The organism is Flavobacterium chryseum (assembly GCF_004362015.1).
In the GTDB taxonomy this organism is placed as follows: Bacteria; Bacteroidota; Bacteroidia; order Flavobacteriales; family Flavobacteriaceae; genus Flavobacterium.
This window is the reverse complement of record NZ_SNWW01000003.1, coordinates 552605-571229: the sequence shown is the minus strand read 5'-3', so window position 1 is coordinate 571229 and position 18625 is coordinate 552605. Positions and strand designations below refer to the sequence as shown.

Annotated in this window: 17 protein-coding genes and 1 tRNA gene; 12 read left to right on the top strand and 6 right to left on the bottom strand. The window is 33.8% G+C overall.

Annotated elements, in window-relative coordinates; translation table 11 throughout:
- The 4 genes from EV143_RS21655 to EV143_RS08965 form a co-directional block, all read left to right on the top strand.
- Positions 1–272: hypothetical protein (locus EV143_RS21655; RefSeq protein WP_208111260.1), on the top strand; the 272-nt coding region annotated here is incomplete at its 5' end.
- A gap of 59 nt (positions 273–331) precedes the next feature.
- Positions 332–820, top strand: coding sequence for a hypothetical protein (locus tag EV143_RS08970; protein WP_133507615.1), 489 nt, complete (start codon positions 332–334; stop codon positions 818–820).
- A gap of 467 nt (positions 821–1287) precedes the next feature.
- Positions 1288–1464: a hypothetical protein gene (locus EV143_RS21445; RefSeq protein ID WP_166638124.1), complete on the top strand. Its 177-nt coding sequence runs from the start codon at positions 1288–1290 to the stop codon at positions 1462–1464.
- 69 nt (positions 1465–1533) lie between these two features.
- Positions 1534–3054 (top strand): recombinase family protein, encoded by a 1521-nt coding sequence (locus tag EV143_RS08965; protein ID WP_133507614.1) that lies wholly within the window; start codon positions 1534–1536, stop codon positions 3052–3054.
- Here the strand turns inward: EV143_RS08965 and EV143_RS08960 are convergent.
- Positions 3046–3127, bottom strand: a tRNA-Leu gene (locus tag EV143_RS08960). The genes EV143_RS08965 and EV143_RS08960 overlap by 9 nt on opposite strands.
- 108 nt (positions 3128–3235) lie before the next feature.
- Here EV143_RS08960 and EV143_RS08955 point away from each other — a divergent pair.
- The 5 genes from EV143_RS08955 (at position 3236) to EV143_RS08935 (ending at position 7881) form a co-directional block, all read left to right on the top strand.
- Entirely contained in the window at positions 3236–4624 is a 1389-nt protein-coding gene (locus EV143_RS08955) for a dipeptidase (protein WP_133507613.1), read from the top strand.
- 272 nt (positions 4625–4896) lie between these two features.
- On the top strand, positions 4897–5319 hold the full coding sequence (locus tag EV143_RS08950) for a toxin-antitoxin system YwqK family antitoxin (protein ID WP_243739824.1): 423 nt from the start codon (positions 4897–4899) through the stop codon (positions 5317–5319).
- A 20-nt stretch (positions 5320–5339) separates the two neighbouring features.
- Positions 5340–6299, top strand: coding sequence for a DUF6624 domain-containing protein (locus EV143_RS08945; RefSeq protein ID WP_133507611.1), 960 nt, complete (start codon positions 5340–5342; stop codon positions 6297–6299).
- A complete protein-coding gene (locus EV143_RS08940) occupies positions 6299–6670 on the top strand; it encodes a BlaI/MecI/CopY family transcriptional regulator (RefSeq protein WP_133507610.1) in 372 nt (123 codons plus the stop codon). The genes EV143_RS08945 and EV143_RS08940 overlap by 1 nt, the downstream gene beginning before the upstream one ends.
- A complete protein-coding gene (locus EV143_RS08935) occupies positions 6670–7881 on the top strand; it encodes a M56 family metallopeptidase (RefSeq protein ID WP_243739823.1) in 1212 nt (403 codons plus the stop codon). Before EV143_RS08940 ends, EV143_RS08935 begins: the two co-directional genes overlap by 1 nt.
- Positions 7882–8044: 163 nt before the next feature.
- On the opposite strand, the gene EV143_RS08930 is transcribed toward EV143_RS08935, so the two are convergent.
- Positions 8045–9409 (bottom strand): saccharopine dehydrogenase family protein, encoded by a 1365-nt coding sequence (locus tag EV143_RS08930; protein ID WP_133507609.1) that lies wholly within the window; start codon positions 9407–9409, stop codon positions 8045–8047.
- Between the two features lie 191 nt (positions 9410–9600).
- On the opposite strand from EV143_RS08930, the gene EV143_RS08925 reads away from it, so the two are divergent.
- Positions 9601–9987 (top strand): DUF423 domain-containing protein, encoded by a 387-nt coding sequence (locus EV143_RS08925; protein ID WP_133507608.1) that lies wholly within the window; start codon positions 9601–9603, stop codon positions 9985–9987.
- Positions 9988–10191: 204 nt separating this feature from the next.
- On the top strand, positions 10192–11796 hold the full coding sequence (gene pckA / locus EV143_RS08920; RefSeq protein WP_133507607.1) for a phosphoenolpyruvate carboxykinase (ATP): 1605 nt from the start codon (positions 10192–10194) through the stop codon (positions 11794–11796).
- A 257-nt stretch (positions 11797–12053) separates the two neighbouring features.
- Here the strand turns inward: pckA and EV143_RS08915 are convergent, their stop codons facing one another.
- Entirely contained in the window at positions 12054–13112 is a 1059-nt protein-coding gene (locus tag EV143_RS08915) for a phytase (protein ID WP_133507606.1), read from the bottom strand.
- Positions 13113–13186: 74 nt separating this feature from the next.
- Entirely contained in the window at positions 13187–15997 is a 2811-nt protein-coding gene (locus EV143_RS08910; RefSeq protein WP_133507605.1) for a TonB-dependent receptor, read from the bottom strand.
- 233 nt (positions 15998–16230) lie between these two features.
- Here EV143_RS08910 and EV143_RS08905 point away from each other — a divergent pair, with 233 nt between their 5' ends.
- Positions 16231–17331, top strand: a complete 1101-nt coding sequence (locus tag EV143_RS08905; protein WP_133507604.1) for a DUF4407 domain-containing protein — start codon at positions 16231–16233, stop codon at positions 17329–17331.
- Between the two features lie 133 nt (positions 17332–17464).
- On the opposite strand, the gene EV143_RS08900 is transcribed toward EV143_RS08905, so the two are convergent.
- Positions 17465–18175 carry a PH domain-containing protein gene (locus tag EV143_RS08900; RefSeq protein ID WP_133507603.1) on the bottom strand — a complete coding sequence of 237 codons (711 nt, stop codon included), beginning with the start codon at positions 18173–18175 and terminating at the stop codon, positions 17465–17467.
- 71 nt (positions 18176–18246) lie between these two features.
- Positions 18247–18618: an MmcQ/YjbR family DNA-binding protein gene (locus EV143_RS08895; RefSeq protein ID WP_133507602.1), complete on the bottom strand. Its 372-nt coding sequence runs from the start codon at positions 18616–18618 to the stop codon at positions 18247–18249.
- Positions 18619–18625 lie beyond the last annotated feature (7 nt).

The window sequence follows — 18625 nt, the reverse complement described above, 5'->3', positions numbered from 1 at the left end:
CTGATCTCTTTTACAAGAATAGGGTGGTCACTTTAAACCGGAATCAACTGATCTCTTTTACCGGAATGGCATGCTCACTTTTGCCAGAATTTGCACTAAAAAATGATAAAAAATTTAGTATTGTTGATTTAAGAGATTTTTCTGTTGCTTTAAGAGTAATTACTAATTTTTTTGATAAATCCAATTTTGATAGCAAGCTAATTGTGAGTTATATGGAGAATATCCTAGAGACATATAAAAACAATGATTATGATGCCAAAATAAGGTGGTAATTAAGCGCCAGCAACTAAAATTTCAAATAAAATTATTGATGATTTAAATAAATAATAAAGTGAAAAATTTAGTTGTAAAAATAATGTTTCTATTGATTTTAGGGACATATTATGTAAATGCTCAAGTAGTGTCAGACTCGATTAAAATTACCAATGATAACTGTGCTACAAGATTAGCAAAGGAGTATATGCTCAAAATGGGTACAATAGAACAAGACCAAAAACAAAATCCTTTATTAAGGTCTTCTGAATTACTAAAGGGGACTGATTTTGAAAAAGAAGCAAACGGTGTTTTTCTAATATCAACATTTAATACACATCGTCGCAAATTAATTGTTTTAAAGAAAGGAAATCAAATTAAGTTACTAACCTTTAGCAATTTGAGAGAATCGTTAATAGAATTGGTTGCATTTCTTGATGATATTAAGTCTAGCAGTGATGAATTATTGAATTATGTAGACGCTATTCAGACCTATCTAAAATACTCTAAAAAGACAATCAAAGCCAATAATAAAATAGGCGATAGTGATTGGCTCAATTGTAATTAGAATCTAAACAACCAACTAATAATTCAAATGGGATTTTTTATGAAACTATAGAACTTTTTTTGTTCCTATTTATTCAATATCTAAAAACTAACTATTTAAATTATTTTGAGTTAGTTATATTTCCAAATACCACAATTTGGTCCCAACCAGTCTTATAGACTGGTTTTTTTTAAAGGCAAATTCTCCAAACTGACCCGTATTTATGTGTCTATTTGTCATTTTACGGCTTCCTTCCTATTGCCTTAGAACAAAAAACGCTTTTGTAAATCAAAGCGTTTTTTTATTCCCAAATGTGACGCCAGATGATTACCTGAAATTCACTCCTTGATTTATAAAAATTTATTTACTGCTCAAAATTTACTCCCTATATGGCCATTGAAAGCCAAATATCCACTCTATGTGCCATTTTAATATGGTGACAAGAAATGCTACAGAACTTCGCACTGGCATTTAACGAGATATGATATATGAAGATGATGAAAGATGATATAAACGAAAAGATAAGCCCAGAAAAAGCAAAACAGCTTCTTCACGAGGATGGGTTTGAGGTTACAATTGACCAAGCTGTGATGATACTTGATTTTTTTTATTTAATGAGTGAAATAGTAGTTGATCAATACCTAGATACCAATGATTCTTTGTAATTTTGTAGCTATAATATTGTTAATTAAATGCTTAGCATAGATGTTTTATGAATTTAAATCTATTTAATAATGAATATAGCAGATTTATATATTAGAGTAAGTACTGATGAGCAAGCCGATAGAGGATACTCACAACGTGACCAAGAAGAACGTCTTCGCAAATATTGTGAACTAAATAATTTACAAGTACGCAAAGTTATTTACGAAGATCATTCTGCAAAAACTTTTAAACGTCCCGCATGGAATACGTTGCTTCAAGAATTGAGAAGATTAAAAGGACATTCTCACCTCGTTTTATTTACTAAATGGGATAGGTTTAGCAGAAATGCCGGTGATGCTTATCAAATGATAAGCACTTTACGCAGATTAGGTGTCGATCCTCAGGCAGTGGAGCAACCATTAGATCTGTCAATACCTGAAAACAAAATGATGCTAGCATTTTACCTTGCTGCACCAGAGGTTGAAAATGATCGTAGGGCATTAAATGTTTTCCACGGAATGCGAAGAGCTAAAAAGGAAGGTCGATATATGGGATTAGCTCCATTAGGATATATTAATAAGGTTTCAGAAGATGGTAAAAAATACATAGCCATTAAAGATGACGAAGCTAAAATTATGAAATGGGCTTTTACAGAGCTTGGCCGTGGAAATTTAAATACTGAGCAGATATGGAAAATAGTACGAGAAAAAGGTATTAAATCGAGCAAGAGCAATTTTTGGTATACCATTCGGAACCCCATGTATTGCGGAAAAATATTTATCCCAAAGTACAAAGATGAGGATAGTTATCTAGTACCAGGGCAGCACGAGCCATTAATAACTGAAGAACTATATTACACTGTACAAGATATTCTAGATGGTCGAAAAAAAATAATGAGAACTAAGATATTTGTGGATAGTAACCTCCCGCTTAGAGGCTTCCTTCTTTGTTCCAATTGTGGAAAATTGCTCACTGGAAGTGCATCGAAGGGACGTAATCAATACTATCGTTATTACCATTGTACTTCTGCATGTGGGGTGAGGTTTAAAGCAGAGATCGCAAATGAAACAATTATTGAAGAAATCAGAAGATACGTTAGACCTTTAGCTGGATTAAAACTGTATAAAGAGACAATTTTGTCAGTTTATAAAAGTAGAACGAAAGGCCAAAAGTCAAGAGTTCAAGAATTAAGATCACGGCTGGAAGATGCTAACACTAGATTAAATAAAGCCCGAGATCTATTACTTTCTGGTGCTATTGAAGCTGACGACTATCGTATTATGAAAGCAGATATCGATTCAAAAATACAAAGAGATGAAGCAGCACTGACTAGTAATTCAACTCCGGATGTTAATATTGAACCACTTCTAAGTCTTGCTATTTCGAATATTTCCCAACTTGATAGTTTATACGAAAATGGCACGGTAATACAGCAAAGAAAGATAATTGGTTCGATGTTCCCTGAAAAATTGACATTCGACGGATTTGCATATCGAACCGCCCGTATCAATGAAGCGTTAACTCTAATGATCTTGATAAGCAAGGAATTATCCTCAAAAAAAAAGGGACAAGTCAATCATTTGATGACTTGTCCCAAAAGGTGCGGATAATAGGACTCGAACCTACACGCCTTGCGGCACCAGATCCTAAGTCTGGCATGTCTACCAATTTCACCATATCCGCTCAATTGTGGGTGCAAAGATAAGCATAAGTTCCAATTTTCAAAGTAATTTTGAAAAAAAATATTAATTCTATTTTTTGTATTTTTGAAATTCTATAAAAATTATTTAAATGGAAACTATTAAGTCGTACGTTCAACAACATAAAGATCGGTTTATCAATGAATTGATCGAATTATTAAAAATTCCTTCGGTAAGTGCCGATACTGCATATTCGCAAGATGTTATCGATACTGCCGAGGCTGTAAAAGAAAGTTTATCAAAAGCAGGCTGCGATTTAGTCGAAGTTTGCGATACTCCGGGTTATCCAATTATTTATGGAGAGAAAATAATCGACCCAAATTTACCAACGGTTCTTGTTTACGGACATTATGATGTTCAGCCACCAGACCCAATGGAATTATGGACTTCACCACCTTTTGAACCTGTTATTAAAAATACTGAAATTCACCCTGAAGGCGCAATTTTTGCTCGTGGCGCCTGCGATGATAAAGGTCAAATGTATATGCACGTAAAAGCTTTAGAGCTTATGATACAAACGAATACTTTACCTTGTAATGTAAAATTCATGATCGAAGGTGAAGAAGAAGTTGGTTCAAAAAGTTTAGGCTGGTTTGTAGAACGTAATCAGGAAAAACTGAAAAACGACGTTATTTTAATTTCAGATACGGGAATGATCTCAAATCAACAACCATCAATTACGACAGGTTTACGTGGTTTGAGTTATGTTGAGGTAGAAGTTACAGGTCCAAATCGTGATTTGCATTCCGGTTTATACGGTGGAGCAGTTGCAAACCCAATAAATGTTTTGGCAAAAATGATCGCTTCACTTCACGACGAAGACAATCATATTACGATTCCTGGTTTCTACGATAAGGTTCAGGAATTATCTACAGAAGAAAGAGCTGAAATGGCAAAAGCGCCTTTTAGTTTAGAAAAATATAAAAATGCCTTAGCCTTAAATGATGTTTATGGCGAAAAAGGATATGTAACCAACGAACGCAACTCCATTCGTCCGACTTTAGACGTAAACGGAATTTGGGGTGGCTATCAGGGTGAAGGAGCAAAAACGGTTATTGCGAGCAAAGCTTTTGCTAAAATCTCAATGCGTTTGGTTCCAAATCAGGATTGGGAAGAAATCACAGAGCTTTTCAGCAAACATTTCGTAAGTATTGCACCAGCCGGAGTTACTGTAAAAGTAACGCCGCATCATGGAGGTCAGGGTTATGTAACACCAATTGATAGTATTGGTTATAAAGCAGCAAATATGGCGTATACAGAAACTTTTGGAGTTCCGGCAATTCCCGTTCGTTCAGGTGGAAGTATTCCTATTGTAGCTTTATTTGAGAAAGAACTAAAAAGCAAAACGATTTTAATGGGATTCGGTTTGGATTCTGATGCAATTCACTCTCCAAATGAGCATTTCGGAATTTTTAATTACTTAAAAGGTATTGAAACTATTCCGTTGTTTTACAAGTATTTTGTTGAATTAAGTAAATAAGATTTTGGCACTAAGGCGCGAGGGCGCAAAGTTTAAATAAATACAATCCGTTCAGAAATGAGCGGATTTTTTTATGGGCGTTCCCTCCGGTCGGGCTTTCGGCTATATCTTTCATTCCGTTCCACTTCATAAAAGGATACCGCCTCAATCCCTAACGCAAAAATAACTTAGCCGATTACTATTTTAAAAACTATGAAGCTTTTTTCTTGTTTTTAAAAAAAAATAACTCTACATTTGTAGAGCAACATCTATAGATGTAGAGTTAAATGCTTATGAAAAACTTTATCTTTTTTCTTTTATGTGCCCTACTGATTTCTGGATGCAAAAGCAAACCGATCAATCAGAAAATCGATAAGAAAAAAGAAGGTGTTTGGATAGACGATTATACGCAAGACAATGTCAATTATAAATCGTTTGAATATTATAAACACGATCAACCCGTCAAAAAATGGAAATCTTACATCAACGGTAAAATCTATAAAACAGAAAAATACAAAAACGGAATCTGTGTTGTAAAATATTACTATGAAAATGGGAAAGTGCAATCAAAAGGAAAAACAAAATTAGAAGTCAACTCAATAGAAACACATTGGTTTTATTATGGAGATTGGAAATTCTATTCGGATAAAGGAAAACTAACCGAAATTAAAAATTATAGTAATGGCGAATTGATTTCGGAACAAAAAATAAAATAACCACTAATACATTTAAATCTATGAAAAAACTGATTGCTTTCTTTTTGATTACATTGAATGTTGGTTTAATGCAAGCACAAAACTATAAAGATTATGTTGCAAAAGCCAATAGTTATTATACAAATAAGGATTATAAAAGCGCTGTCGAACATTATGAAAAGGCATTTAAAATCGAACACAAATCATCTTCAGATTTATACAATGCAGCTTGTGCGGCAGCTCTAAATAATGAAGATAAAAAAGCTTTTAAGTGGTTGGACTTGGCAATTGACAACGGATACGAAAATATTGCTCACATAAAAATCGATAGTGATTTAAAATCTTTGCATGATAAAAAAGAATGGAAATTGACAATTGATAAACTCCAGAAGAGAATGGATATATTGAGTGCTAATTACGATAAACCGCTGCAAAAAGAACTTTTGGATATCTATACAGAGGATCAAGGTATTCGCGGACAATTCATGAAAATTTACAGAGACCCTAATTCGGATAAAAAGAAAATCGACAGCATTGGTAAATTAATGGCAAAAAAAGACAGCATTAATCTAATTAAGGTGATAAAGATTTTAGACGAAAAAGGATGGGTTGGAAAAGATATTGTTGGAGCGCAGGCTAATCAAACGTTGTTTTTGGTTATTCAGCACTCTGATTTAAAATATCAGCAAAAATATTTGCCAATGATGAGAGAGGCAGTTAAGAAAGGTAATGCAAATCCGGGAAACCTGGCATATCTTGAAGATAGAGTAGCCTTAAGAGAAGGAAGAAGACAAATTTATGGAAGCCAGTCTTCGAGAAATAAAACGACTAATAAATTGTACATATCGCCGATGATAGATCCGGATAACGTAGATAAGAGACGTGCTGAAGTTGGGCTTGGCACTATGGCCGAATATGCGGCAAAAATGAATATTGAATGGAATTTAGAAGTTTATAAGAAAGAGTTACCTGAAATTGAAAAACTTGAAAACATCAAATAATGGCACAACTATCAAACTCAGAGGAACAATTAATGGAACATCTTTGGAAGCTTGAAAAAGCTTTTATGAAAGATTTGCTCGAAGCATATCCGGAACCAAAGCCTGCAACAACAACTGTTGCAACGCTTCTAAAGCGTATGATTGATAAGAAATTTGTGGCTTATAACGAATTCGGAAATTCAAGGGAGTACTATCCGTTAGTCAAAAAAACGGTTTATTTTTCTAAACACGTCAACGGATTAATTAGCAGTTTTTTTAATAATTCGGCCTCCCAATTTGCTTCCTTTTTTACGACGGAAACTAATTTGTCAACTTCGGAACTGGAAGAACTTAAGAAAATAATCGATTCAGAAATTCAAAAAAAGAAATAATGATCAACTACCTTTTAAAATCAGGAATACTGCTGTTGGTTTTTTATGCAGTTTATAAATTATGGTTAGAAAACGAAAAAATGTTTCGTTTCAATCGTGCTTATTTACTTGGAAGTTTAATTTTTAGCTTTATTGTTCCGTTGCAATTGTTTTCATTTAAATCTTTATTTGAAAATAAATTGATTACAATTCAATTAGAAGGAATTATGATTAAAACGAGCGATACGGTTTTAGATAAAAACAATATAGACCAAGCGATATCTTTTGTTTTAATTGGAATCTACGTTGCTGTTACGTTGCTTTTAATTTGTCGTTTTTTTTTGAATTTATATTCATTTCATAAAAAATCAAAGCGCAACGAAATGCAACTCATAAATGGAGAAAAAGTGATCCTGATTCAGGAAGCTATTTTACCGCATTCATTTTGGAAATCTATTTTTATCAATAAAAATGAATTTAAAAATGGTAAAATTCCATTAGAATTATTAGCGCACGAAAAAGCGCATTTGCAGCAAAAACACACTTTAGATATTCTTTTTATAGAAGTGTTGCAAATTGTTTTTTGGTTTAATCCGTTAATTCTATTCTACAAAAAAGCTATAAAGCTTAACCACGAATTTTTGGCAGATGAAGCGGTAAATAAGCAATTTGATTCTGTAAAAAGTTATCAGAAACTTCTACTGGATTTCGCGTCGCAAAAAACTACGATTCCTCTTGCTAGTAACATTAATTATTTAATCACTAAAAAACGTTTACTGATGATGACGAAAAAAGAATCTCCGATTAAAATGGGGCTAAAAATAATTGCAGTAACAACAGTTTACATTTTATCATTATTTATTTTTAGCACTGAAAGTATAGCACAAACCAACGATGCTGAAAAAAATATATTAACCAATAATAATGCAATTGCAACGACACCTGAATTTCCGGGAGGAATTGAACAATTTTACATGTTTGTTGGTCAACGTTTTAAAATACCGGCAGAAGCGTCAAAGAATAAATTGGAAGGAAACCTTCTTATGGAATTTATGGTCGAAAAAGATGGAAGCTTGTCTGAAATCAAAGTTTTAAAAGATTTAGGATATGGATTAGGAGACGAGGCAATTAGAGTTCTGAAACTTTCTCCAAAATGGAATCCTGCGTCTGAAAATGGCCAGCCAGTTCGTGTAAAGTATAGTTTACCAATAACCATTCAGACTGATAAATAAGTTTTAAGAAGGTACAAAGGAGCAAAGGTATAAAGCGACAAAGATTTAAACCTATGCGCCTTTGCAACTCTGCACCTTTCAAAAAAAAAAAAATCCGCTTCTCGTAAAAGAAGCGGATCAATTAAAAACTAAAAAAAATTCTCAAAAAAAAACTAAATCAGAACTAAAATAGGTCTGGATTGTAACCAAAATAGGGAACGGTTTGCTCGTTAAAAATTACCCCATATTCTTCTAACTCTTTTAAAATGGGAACATACACTTCTTTATTTATCGGAAGCTGTACGCCCGGAGTTGTGATTTTTTTATTTAATATTAATAAAGTCGCCATTGCAACTGGTAAGCCAACAGTTTTTGCCATTGCGGTATAGGTCTGATCGTCGCCAATGCAAACCATTTTAGAGTCTATTTGTGCTTTTTTACCATCAAGCACATATCCAAATTTATGATACATTACAATCATATCTTTATCGTCAGGTTCAAGCGACCAACTGTCAGAAAGTATTTTTTCTAATATTTGCGCAGGAGTAGCATTCGGTAAATTCACTTTTTTATCAGGATTGAATAAATCCAGTTCTAAAAGTTTATCCCACATAATATCATCCTGATCGATTTTTAAAATCAAACGCATTTTAATCTCCACAGAATCTGTTGGATGATAAGGCAAAAATGAGTTTGTAAACTGACGGTAACTCATTTCTTCAGAATCTTCCATAATATAACTGTCATCCGTCATTCCGAGTTGAACAAACATATTCCAGGCTTTCGAAAAACCAACTCTTCTGATCGTTCCTCTGTACAAGGTCAGAATGTCATCTAAACCATAAATAGAACGGTATTTTAACGAATCACGATTAGAATAAGCTTCGAATTTTCCGTAATCTTCAACTTCCAGAAATTCAGTTCTGCGAAATACGGTTCCGTACGGAATATATTTATAAGTACCTTCCTGAATGAATTTTGCCGCGCCGCCTTGTCCCGCTAAAACAACATTTCGCGGAGCCCAGGTAAATTTATAATTCCACAAATTATTATCAGATTCCGGAGCTACAAGACCGCCGCAAAAAGATTCAAAAAGAAGCATTTTGCCGCCTTTCGATCTAATTTCATCAATTACTTTCATTGCGCTCATATGATCGATTCCCGGATCAAGACCAATTTCGTTCATGAAAATTAGATTGTTTTTCTTCGCTTCTTCATCAAGTGCCTGCATTTCATCGCTTATATAAGAAGCCGTGACAAGATGTTTTTTGAATTCTAAGCAATCTTTGGCAATCTCGATATGCATATAAGCCGGCAACATCGAAATAACAATTGATGCTTTTTCTATAACCCACCTTCTTTCTTCTGTATCAAAAATATTTAAAGCAATAGGAGTTGCATTCGGATGTTTTTGCGTTTTTTTCTCGGCTAAAGCCAAAGATAAATCGGCTACAACAAGATGTAGATTTTCACTTTCTGATTTTGATAGTAAATAACGTATCAATGAAGATGCTGATCTTCCGGCTCCGATAATTAAAACGCTTCTCATATTTTAAATATATAACACAAATGTATTAAAATGTTATAAATATAACAACGTAAATGATTCAAAAAAATGAAATCTTTTTTAATTCAGATAAAAATGTAAAGATTTCCTTTTCCCGAAAAGATTTTTAGAAAGTAAAATGCATTTTAAATAGTTTGAAGTATTTTTGTTTTCAAATTGAAAGTATAGAAATTATGAAAAAAAGAATTATCCTTACTGGTGTCTTTATCGGAATGTTCGCTATTATTTTAGGTGCCTTTGGAGCGCATTTGCTAAAGAAATGGTTATCGGTTGAGCAGCTTGTCACTTTCGAAACCGGAGTTCGTTATCAAATGTATCATGCTTTCTTTTTATTTTTTCTTTCAACCAGAAAAGAGCTTGCACCAAAAACAGTAAAAACAATTTATAACCTGGCAGTTGCAGGTGTCATTTTATTTAGCGGTTCGATCTATTTATTAGCGACAAAAAATCTTACAGTTTTTGATTCTAAAATTATCGTATTCGCAACACCTTTGGGTGGTTTGTTATTAATTCTTGCTTGGTTGGTGTTATTTGTTAGTATTTTGAAACAAAAATCATAAAATCCCGAATAAAAAATTTTATCTAAAAATTAATCTTTAATTTTGTCTCATAAATAACATATAACATTGGTTATGTGAATTTTTATTGGATTTTATCTGTATTGATAAAAAATATAACAATTCATAATTTAAGAGTAAGAGCTTAAAAATCAAAGTTTAATGTTTGTTCACTAAAAAACTAAAAACATACACAACAACAAATTTATGGACACTAACACACTTTTCACGCAATCGATTTCGCTAAAAGATTTAGGAATTGAAAATGCCAAGGTTCGCTACCAGTTATCAGCAGACGAATTGCATGCGATTACGGTGCAATCAGGACAAGGTGTTGAGAACTCTACAGGAGCATTAGCAATTAATACGGGTGAGTTTACAGGACGTTCTCCACAAGATCGTTTTATTGTAAAAGACAGTATTACAGAAGATAAAGTTTGGTGGGGAAATGTAAATATTCCGTTTTCATCTGAAGCTTTTGAAAAACTATATAATAAAGTAACACAGTTTTTATCAAATAAAGAAGTTTTCGTTCGTGATTCTTACGTTTGCTCTGATGCAAATTACAGATTAAACGTTCGCGTTGTAACAGAGACGGCCTGGTCGAATTTGTTTTGTTACAATATGTTTTTAAGACCAGAAGAATCTGAGTTAGCTAATTTTACTCCGGAATGGACAGTAATTTGTGCACCAAGTTTTATGGCAGATCCTGCTGTAGACGGAACACGTCAGTCTAATTTTGCTATTCTAGATTTTACTAAAAAAGTAGCTCTTGTTGGTGGAACAGGATATACAGGAGAGATGAAAAAAGGAATTTTTTCTGCTCTGAATTTTATTTTACCGGTTTTCGAAAATACATTACCAATGCACTGTAGTGCTAATGTTGGTGAAGCTGGAGATACTGCGATTTTCTTTGGTTTATCAGGAACAGGAAAAACAACTTTATCTGCAGACCCTGCACGTAAATTAATTGGTGACGACGAACACGGTTGGACAGCAGAAAACACAGTATTTAATTTTGAAGGTGGTTGTTACGCAAAAGTGATTAATTTATCAGAAGAAAATGAACCGGATATTTTTAGAGCAATTAAAAAAGGAGCTCTTTTAGAAAATGTAGTTTTTAAAGCAGGAACAAACGAAGTTGATTATGATGATGTTTCTATCACGCAAAATACACGTGTAAGTTACCCAATTTCTCATATTGATAATATTCAACCGGGTTCTATCGGACATAATCCTAAAAATATTTTCTTTTTAACAGCAGATTCTTTCGGAATTTTGCCTCCAATCTCTAAATTAACTCCAGGTCAGGCAGCTTACCATTTTATCTCAGGATATACAGCGAAAGTTGCAGGAACAGAAGCAGGAGTTACAGAACCACAGCCTAATTTTTCAGCCTGTTTTGGTGCGCCATTTATGCCTTTGCACCCAACACGTTATGCAGAAATGCTAACTAAAAAAATGAAAGATGCAGATGTAAAAGTTTGGTTAATCAACACTGGTTGGACAGGTGGTGCTTACGGAACAGGAACTCGTATGAAACTAAAATACACTCGTGCCATGATTACCGCTGCATTAAACGGTGAACTGGATAACGTAGAATATAAAAATCATGCAGTATTTGGAATTGCAAAACCGCAATCTTGTCCAAATGTTCCAACAGAAATTTTAAATCCACGAAATACTTGGGAAGATCCTGCGTTATATGATATAAAAGCAATTGAATTGGCTCAGAAATTTAAAGCTAATTTTGCCAAATTTGAAGAGTTTGCCAATGCTGAAATTTTAGCTGGTGCGCCAAAAACAGAATAAAGGAAGTTACTAATTCAAATTTAAAAAAGCTGTTCATCACTGAACAGCTTTTTTGTTGTTTAAAGTTTTAAAGTTTGAAGTTTAGTGTGTCAGGCTGAGCGAAGTCGAAGCCCACGCAAAGGACTTCGACTTTTTTTTTGACGTATTGAAATGTTATTAGTTTGTGGCTGCTCTTTTGCGTGGGCTTCGACTTCGCTCAGCCTGACAATCTCGTGTCTAAAGTTGAATGTGAAACTTGAAACCTGAAACTAAAAAACTTATTTCTTCGCTTGGTCTATACGTTTCTGCATTAAATCCCAGGCATAATAATGAAATGTCATTCCGTTGCTCATGGCTACGAAAAGTCCGTTTTTATATGATCCGCCTAAATTAATGCTGGTAACATCGGCACCATCGCATTCGATGGTTGAAGTTGGTATTTCGGCTAATAAAGGGTAATTGTTTGGATTACCGTTGGTGCCTTCTCTCGGATAAACCATAAATGTATTCGCTTGTTGATTCGATACCAAAATATAACCCGTAGAATCTGTTTTTTTGTAAATCGCGATTCCTTCGTTATCAGCCTTAAAACCGGTTTTTCCGAAAAGAGCGATTTCTTTGTTGTCATTTAAAGCCGGATCTGCTTTGTATTTTCTAATGCCGAATTGTTCGTCGCAATATAAAATGGTTCCCAATTCGTTATCAACTGCAATGGCTTCGATTTCTTTCTTTCCGCTGTAAGCACCGAATTTTCTAACTACTTTTCCGACAGCAAATTTTCCTGAACCATAAAGCTCATATTGCCATAAATAAGTGCCAGAAGGCCCTGATTTTCTTCCTACAATAGCAAAAATTTTACCGTCGCTTTTTCTTGTATATAGCGCAATTCCCATTGGGTCGCGTAGTTCTTCGCCTTCAAAAACAGCAATTCCGCCATTATCAATAGCTTTTAAATCCGGTAAACTAAAGATTCTTATTTTGTTGCTTTCGCGTTCTGTGGTTACGGCAACGTCTGTTTTTTTTCCATCAATTACTAATCCGTAAGCGATATCAACATTGTTCGGACGTTTTAGAACTTCTGATTTAGCAACAATTTTTCCTTTTAAATCAAAAGCATACAGACCTCCGTCTGTGTCTTTATCAGTTCCCACAATAATACTTTTTGAAGCATCAGTTGCGTGAATCCAAATAGAAGGATCATCAGTATCGTGAGGCAAAGCTTCGGTAACCGTTGTTGGTTTCACTGCATTTGCGGCAATAGGAGCTAGTTTATCATCTTTACAAGCACTGAATAAAACGCCTAAAAGTAAAAAAGCCAATATAGAATTATTTTTCATTCTGATTTTCATTTTAATAAAATTAGACAGAACCGTTAAGTTCTGTCTAATTTAAGAATTTTATAATTTGATTATTACAAGTCAAACTTCAAACCGAAATTATATCTCGCCTGATAGAATTCTGCTTGCTTGGTATGCGCTTCAATTCCTTGATAATAACGCAATGGTTGGTTGGTTAAATTGTTGGCTTCGGCAAAAATGCGAAGATGTTTTGTAATTTTAAAAGAAGCATTTGCATCTAAGAAAAATTGCTTGTCATAATAACTGTCTTTATAAGATTCTGAACCTAATTCATCTAAATAATCTGAAGTGAAATTAGTCGAGATTCTAGCAGAAAAACGTTTGTTTTCCCAAGATAAAGATCCGTTAAACATATGTGGAGTCGTTCCCGGAAGGCTGATGTCGTTTCTTTCGTTTCCGTCTTCATCAGCAATTCCTTTTGCTTTTGATTTAGTGTAAGTATAGTTCAAATAAATACCAAATCCTTTCAAAAATTTACCTGGCAAGAAATCTAGCTGACGTTGAAAAGCAACTTCAAAACCATAAACATCAACGGTATCTCCGTTTCTTGATTGAATGAACGACCAGTTTTCTCCTGCCGGAATTGGGTTTGCCTGATTTGGGAAATCATTTGCAAACTTGGCATCAGTATATTGATTGTCGCTGTAATTATAAATAAAGTCGTTTAATCTTTTGTAGAAAACACCACCCGAAATTAATCCAACAGATTTGAAATAATTCTCAGCCATAAAATCATAGTTGTATGAATAAGTTACGTCAAGATCCGGATTTCCTGCTGTAATTTCTTTATCAGCAGCAATGTTATTTACATAAGGCGCTAATGCATAATAGTTTGGTCTTGCCAAAGCAGTTGTTGCAGCCGCTCTTAAGACTAAATCTTTGGTTGCATTATATTGAAATGAAATGCTTGGTAAAACATTCGTGTAAGCATTCGTAGTGTTGATTTTGCTTTCTAATTCTTCTTCATCCAAAACGCGATTTCCTGTATAATCAATATGCGTGTTCTCTACACGGAAACCTAAAACCATCGAAAGTTTATCATTAAAGTCCTGATCCCATCTTACGTAAGCAGCATAAATATTTTCTTTGGCATTATAATTTACAGCTAAAAATTCTGCTGGATTTGCTTCTTTATCAAATAATGCTGAATTATTCAAATCAAGGCTTCCTAAAAAGCTTGCAGATGCAAAACTTCCCGGAACATATTTGCTGCCCGGATTAAAATCTTTCCCGTCAAAAGAACTTGTAGAAATGTCAGATAGTAAATCCATTCCGCCATTTACCGATTCGTAAGAGAAGAAATTATTGTTTCTTTCTTTTTCTTTCATTCTTAAACGAAGTCCGGTTCTGATTCTTCCTTTTTCAGCAGGAATAATAGAGAACGGAAAACGGATGTTTATTTTAGCGCCAAATTCACTTTCGCTTGTTTCGTCTGTATTTTCGGTAACTGAATCAAATTCGAATTGATCTACAGCTTCTCCGGTTGTTGTAACCAAAGGAAATCTCAAATCAGATAAATCCTGAGTCATTTCTAAACCTGTCTGACGGTATTCGATATAACGTTCTCCCGGACGATATTCTCTCGCTTTTGCATAGTTTGCAGACCAGTCTAAATCTAGTTTTGAGTTGATTAAATGTTCTCCGCGAAGCGAATAATTCTGAACTCTTTGATCTTCTAATCTTCTGTTTTTGTTTCTGCTATTATCAACTCCGCCTTTAGTCTGACGTTTTACACGACCTTCAAATCCTGTAATGTTTTCACCGTCATAAATCGCTTCAATATCATCATAAGTCGTTCTAAAGCGGTTTTCTCTATCATCTCTCCAGTTGTAAATGGCATTGGCAAAAACCGTATTATTTTCATCAAATTTATAATCTAAAGCTACAGATCCGCTGCGGCGAATACGCTGTACATCATATTTTCTAACTTCAGATGCCTGAACAAATTCATTTCCGAATTCATCTTTTACCCATTCGTTTTCTACATCATCAGAACCATAATCTACATTATTATAAGATCCGCTAAAAACAGCTCCTAATTTATTATCGAAGAAACGATTTCCGTATACAAAACCAGCTGTGTAAGTTGCATTTTCGCGAATTGGCATATAACCTCCGGCAAGTGTTGCCGAGATTCTTTCCCCATTTGGTGTTGCTCTGGTTACTAAATTTACAGAACCACCAATGGCATCAGCATCCATGTCAGATGTCAATGTTTTATTAACTTCGATAGTCGAAATCATATCAGACGGAATTAAATCCATTTGTACATTTCTGTTATCACCTTCTGCAGACGGAATTCGGTCACCATTTAAAGTCACCGAGTTCAATGACGGAGCCAAACCTCTAATGATGATATTACGCGCTTCTCCCTGATCGTTTTGCATTGTAACACCTGGAACACGTTTTAAAGCATCACCCACGTTAGCATCCGGAAAACGCCCCACCTGATCTGATGAAATCACGTTTCCTATATTTTTATTATTTTTTTGTTGATTTAATGCTTTGGCCTGACCTTTTAAGATGTCTCCAACAACAACTTCATTCAACTCAGTTCCTGAAGTTTTAAGAGCAAAATCCAAAACATTATTTTTTCCTTGTTCAACCGTTATTTCGTGAGTTATTGCAGTATATCCAATATACTTTACTTCAACTTTGTAAGTTCCAACATTTATATTTAATAATTCAAAGCGGCCATTATAGTCAGAAACAGTGTATTTGTTTTCTCCAACAATCTGAATCATTGCTCCAGGTAATGGAAGTTTATCATCTACATCAAGCACTTTTCCGGATATTATCGCTTTTTGCGCATAACCCGAAAAGGCTAATAAAAAGAATGTTACTACTAAATAAATTTTTTTCATTGTGTTTTGGTTTGATTTAGCTGCGAAACTAGAACCTGTGTGTTATTAAACGCATTAAAAAAAATTAACATAGTGTTATGATTCCTACATTAAAATCAAAAGTGAATAATGTTTTAATAACATCTAGATAGCAAATAATTGATACACAAGTAAAAACAAATCAACTATTTACATCAGAATTAAATTTTTGGCGCTAAATTTGCCTTATCAATCACAATCAAAAATCATCAATCATGTTAAAACAATTTTTTATCCTGTGTTCCGGCGCAGACCGCGATCTTCTTGAAGGCTGCTCAGAAGGCGAACAAACCAAATATGTTGGTATTGGCGCCACCGTTTTTTTTACCGCAGTTATGGCTTTTCTTGCCAGTGCTTATGCGCTTTTTACTGTTTTTGATTCTATTTATCCGGCTTTAATTTTTGGATTTGTATGGAGTTTGTTAATCTTCAACTTAGACCGATTTATTGTTTCGACTATTAAAAAGAGAGATCGTTTTATGGATGAATTCCTGCAAGCGACTCCCAGAATTATGCTGGCAGTTATTATTGCGATCGTAATTTCGAAACCATTAGAAATCAAAATCTTCGAAAAAGAAATCAATACTGTTTTATTGAAAGAAAAAAATGAAATGGAATTAGCCAATAAAAAACAAGTTGGTAATTATTTCAAATCTGATTTAGATAAAAATAAAGGAGAGATTGCTTCTTTAAAAGCTGATATTCTGAAGAAAGAAAAAGAAGTAAATGCGCTTTATTCGACTTATATTACCGAAGCCGAAGGAACTGCAGGAACTAAAAAACTAGGAAAAGGTCCGGTTTATAAAGAAAAACGTGAAAAGCACGATGCATCTCTAAAAGAACTGGCAGCTTTAAAAACAGCCAACGAAGCTAAAATTGCTGAAAAAGAAAAAACAGGCAAACAATTACAAGCCGACTTAGATAAAAAAGTATCGCAAACGCAACCTATTATCGAAGGTTTTGATGGTTTAATGGCGCGTATTAATGCATTAGATAAATTGCCTTGGCTGCCTTCATTTTTTATTATGTTGTTGTTTTTAGCCATAGAAACTTCTCCAATTATTGCCAAATTACTGGCTCCAAAAGGTGAATTTGATTTTAAACAAGAAGAAGCCGAAACAGCAATGAAAGCAACTTTAGCACAAAATAAATACCAACGTGATTTATTAGTAAAAACCAGTGCCGAAATGCACGATAAAGTTTATGCTGACATAGCAGAAGATAAAAACCTTTACGATCTACAGCGTAAAAAAGCAACCGAATTATTGGAACTACAAGCGCATAATTTCGTAGAAAAACAGAAAGCGACGTTTTAGTCTTAAAGTTGGAAAGTCCAAAGTCCAAATTCAATTAATTAGATTCTATAAAACTAAAAGCCAGAATAGTATTTCTATTCTGGCTTTTTTATTTGACTTTATGACTTTCGACTTTCCAACTTTAAGACTTAAATTACATATAACTTAAAATCTCTTTCTTATAAGCATCATATTCGCCTTGCATGATTAATCCGTTATCAAGGAGTTTTTTGTAATTCTGTAATTTATCAAAAAGCTCTTCTTTAGATAATTCGCTTAGTTTACGATCTCCGGTTGAAGTAGAAGTTTGAGTTGGCTGAATTGGCTCATAAGTTTCATATGAAGAAGTTGTAGCCGGTAAAATTTCAGCATAATTGGTTACTTCTTCCGTTTCAACTTCTTCAATTTCATCTTCAATATCATCAACTGGCTGAGCAGTTTCTATTGTTGGAGCTGATATTGTAACCGGATTTTTAAGTAAATCTAATTGCTCTTTAGCGTAAGTATAAATTTTTCTCGCTTGAATTTTCGGGATATAATCAATCGAAATTGATAAATCAGTATTCGTATTAAATGAGAATTCAGAACCCAGAATATTTTCTTTTACAAATGCACCTGCAATATCATCCCAGGTATAATCTGTAAAATCCATAGAAAGACCTAAATTTTTAGGTTTACAGATAATAATTCGTTTGTTTGTTAAAACTATACTATCTGGAAAAACAGTAATTGCAGGTTTTTTTTGCACTGCTATATATCCAATTTCTTCGCCTTTCATCAATAAATCGTTGAGTTTTGAAGTGATTTTTTCAATCGCTTTTGGATCTTGTTCTTCGTTCAGAAATTTTTTAAATTGTTCTTTCATGGTTCTATAAGTTGCTAAGTTGCAAATTAATTGAGTTGTTAAGTTTTTATCTTACCGTGCAAATGTAATGCCTAATTTTCTAATTCGATAATTTCATTCTGAATTTTCTTTGTCAAACTTTTGAACACCAATTCATACGAATGATCAATCAGTTCTTTTACGAATTTCGCCGGTAAATTTCCGTTTAATGCGATTGTATTCCAATGCACTTTACTCATATGAAATCCGGGTTTTATCTCGTCATATTCGGCTCTGAGTTCCTGTGCGCGGTCCGGATCACATTTAAGATTTACCGAAGCTTCATTTTTTTCCCATTGTGATAAAGACGATAAAGCAAACATTTTTCCGCCCACTTTAAAAACCAAAGTATCTTCATCAAATGGAAAATGCTCACTCACGCCTTTTTTTGAAAGACAATATTCGTAAAATGTTTCTAAATTCATATCATTA

Excerpts from the sequence above, each read along its gene's own strand:
- EV143_RS21445 (WP_166638124.1), top strand. The coding sequence starts at position 1,288 with ATGAAGATGATGAAAGATGATATAAACGAAAAGATAAGCCCAGAAAAA.
- EV143_RS08965 (WP_133507614.1), top strand. The coding sequence starts at position 1,534 with ATGAATATAGCAGATTTATATATTAGAGTAAGTACTGATGAGCAAGCC.
- EV143_RS08955 (WP_133507613.1), top strand. The coding sequence starts at position 3,236 with ATGGAAACTATTAAGTCGTACGTTCAACAACATAAAGATCGGTTTATC.
- EV143_RS08950 (WP_243739824.1), top strand. The coding sequence starts at position 4,897 with ATGAAAAACTTTATCTTTTTTCTTTTATGTGCCCTACTGATTTCTGGA.
- EV143_RS08945 (WP_133507611.1), top strand. The coding sequence starts at position 5,340 with ATGAAAAAACTGATTGCTTTCTTTTTGATTACATTGAATGTTGGTTTA.
- EV143_RS08940 (WP_133507610.1), top strand. The coding sequence starts at position 6,299 with ATGGCACAACTATCAAACTCAGAGGAACAATTAATGGAACATCTTTGG.
- EV143_RS08935 (WP_243739823.1), top strand. The coding sequence starts at position 6,670 with ATGATCAACTACCTTTTAAAATCAGGAATACTGCTGTTGGTTTTTTAT.
- EV143_RS08930 (WP_133507609.1), bottom strand. The coding sequence starts at position 9,409 with ATGAGAAGCGTTTTAATTATCGGAGCCGGAAGATCAGCATCTTCATTG.
- EV143_RS08925 (WP_133507608.1), top strand. The coding sequence starts at position 9,601 with ATGAAAAAAAGAATTATCCTTACTGGTGTCTTTATCGGAATGTTCGCT.
- pckA (WP_133507607.1), top strand. The coding sequence starts at position 10,192 with ATGGACACTAACACACTTTTCACGCAATCGATTTCGCTAAAAGATTTA.
- EV143_RS08915 (WP_133507606.1), bottom strand. The coding sequence starts at position 13,112 with ATGAAAAATAATTCTATATTGGCTTTTTTACTTTTAGGCGTTTTATTC.
- EV143_RS08910 (WP_133507605.1), bottom strand. The coding sequence starts at position 15,997 with ATGAAAAAAATTTATTTAGTAGTAACATTCTTTTTATTAGCCTTTTCG.
- EV143_RS08905 (WP_133507604.1), top strand. The coding sequence starts at position 16,231 with ATGTTAAAACAATTTTTTATCCTGTGTTCCGGCGCAGACCGCGATCTT.
- EV143_RS08900 (WP_133507603.1), bottom strand. The coding sequence starts at position 18,175 with ATGAAAGAACAATTTAAAAAATTTCTGAACGAAGAACAAGATCCAAAA.
- EV143_RS08895 (WP_133507602.1), bottom strand. The coding sequence starts at position 18,618 with ATGAATTTAGAAACATTTTACGAATATTGTCTTTCAAAAAAAGGCGTG.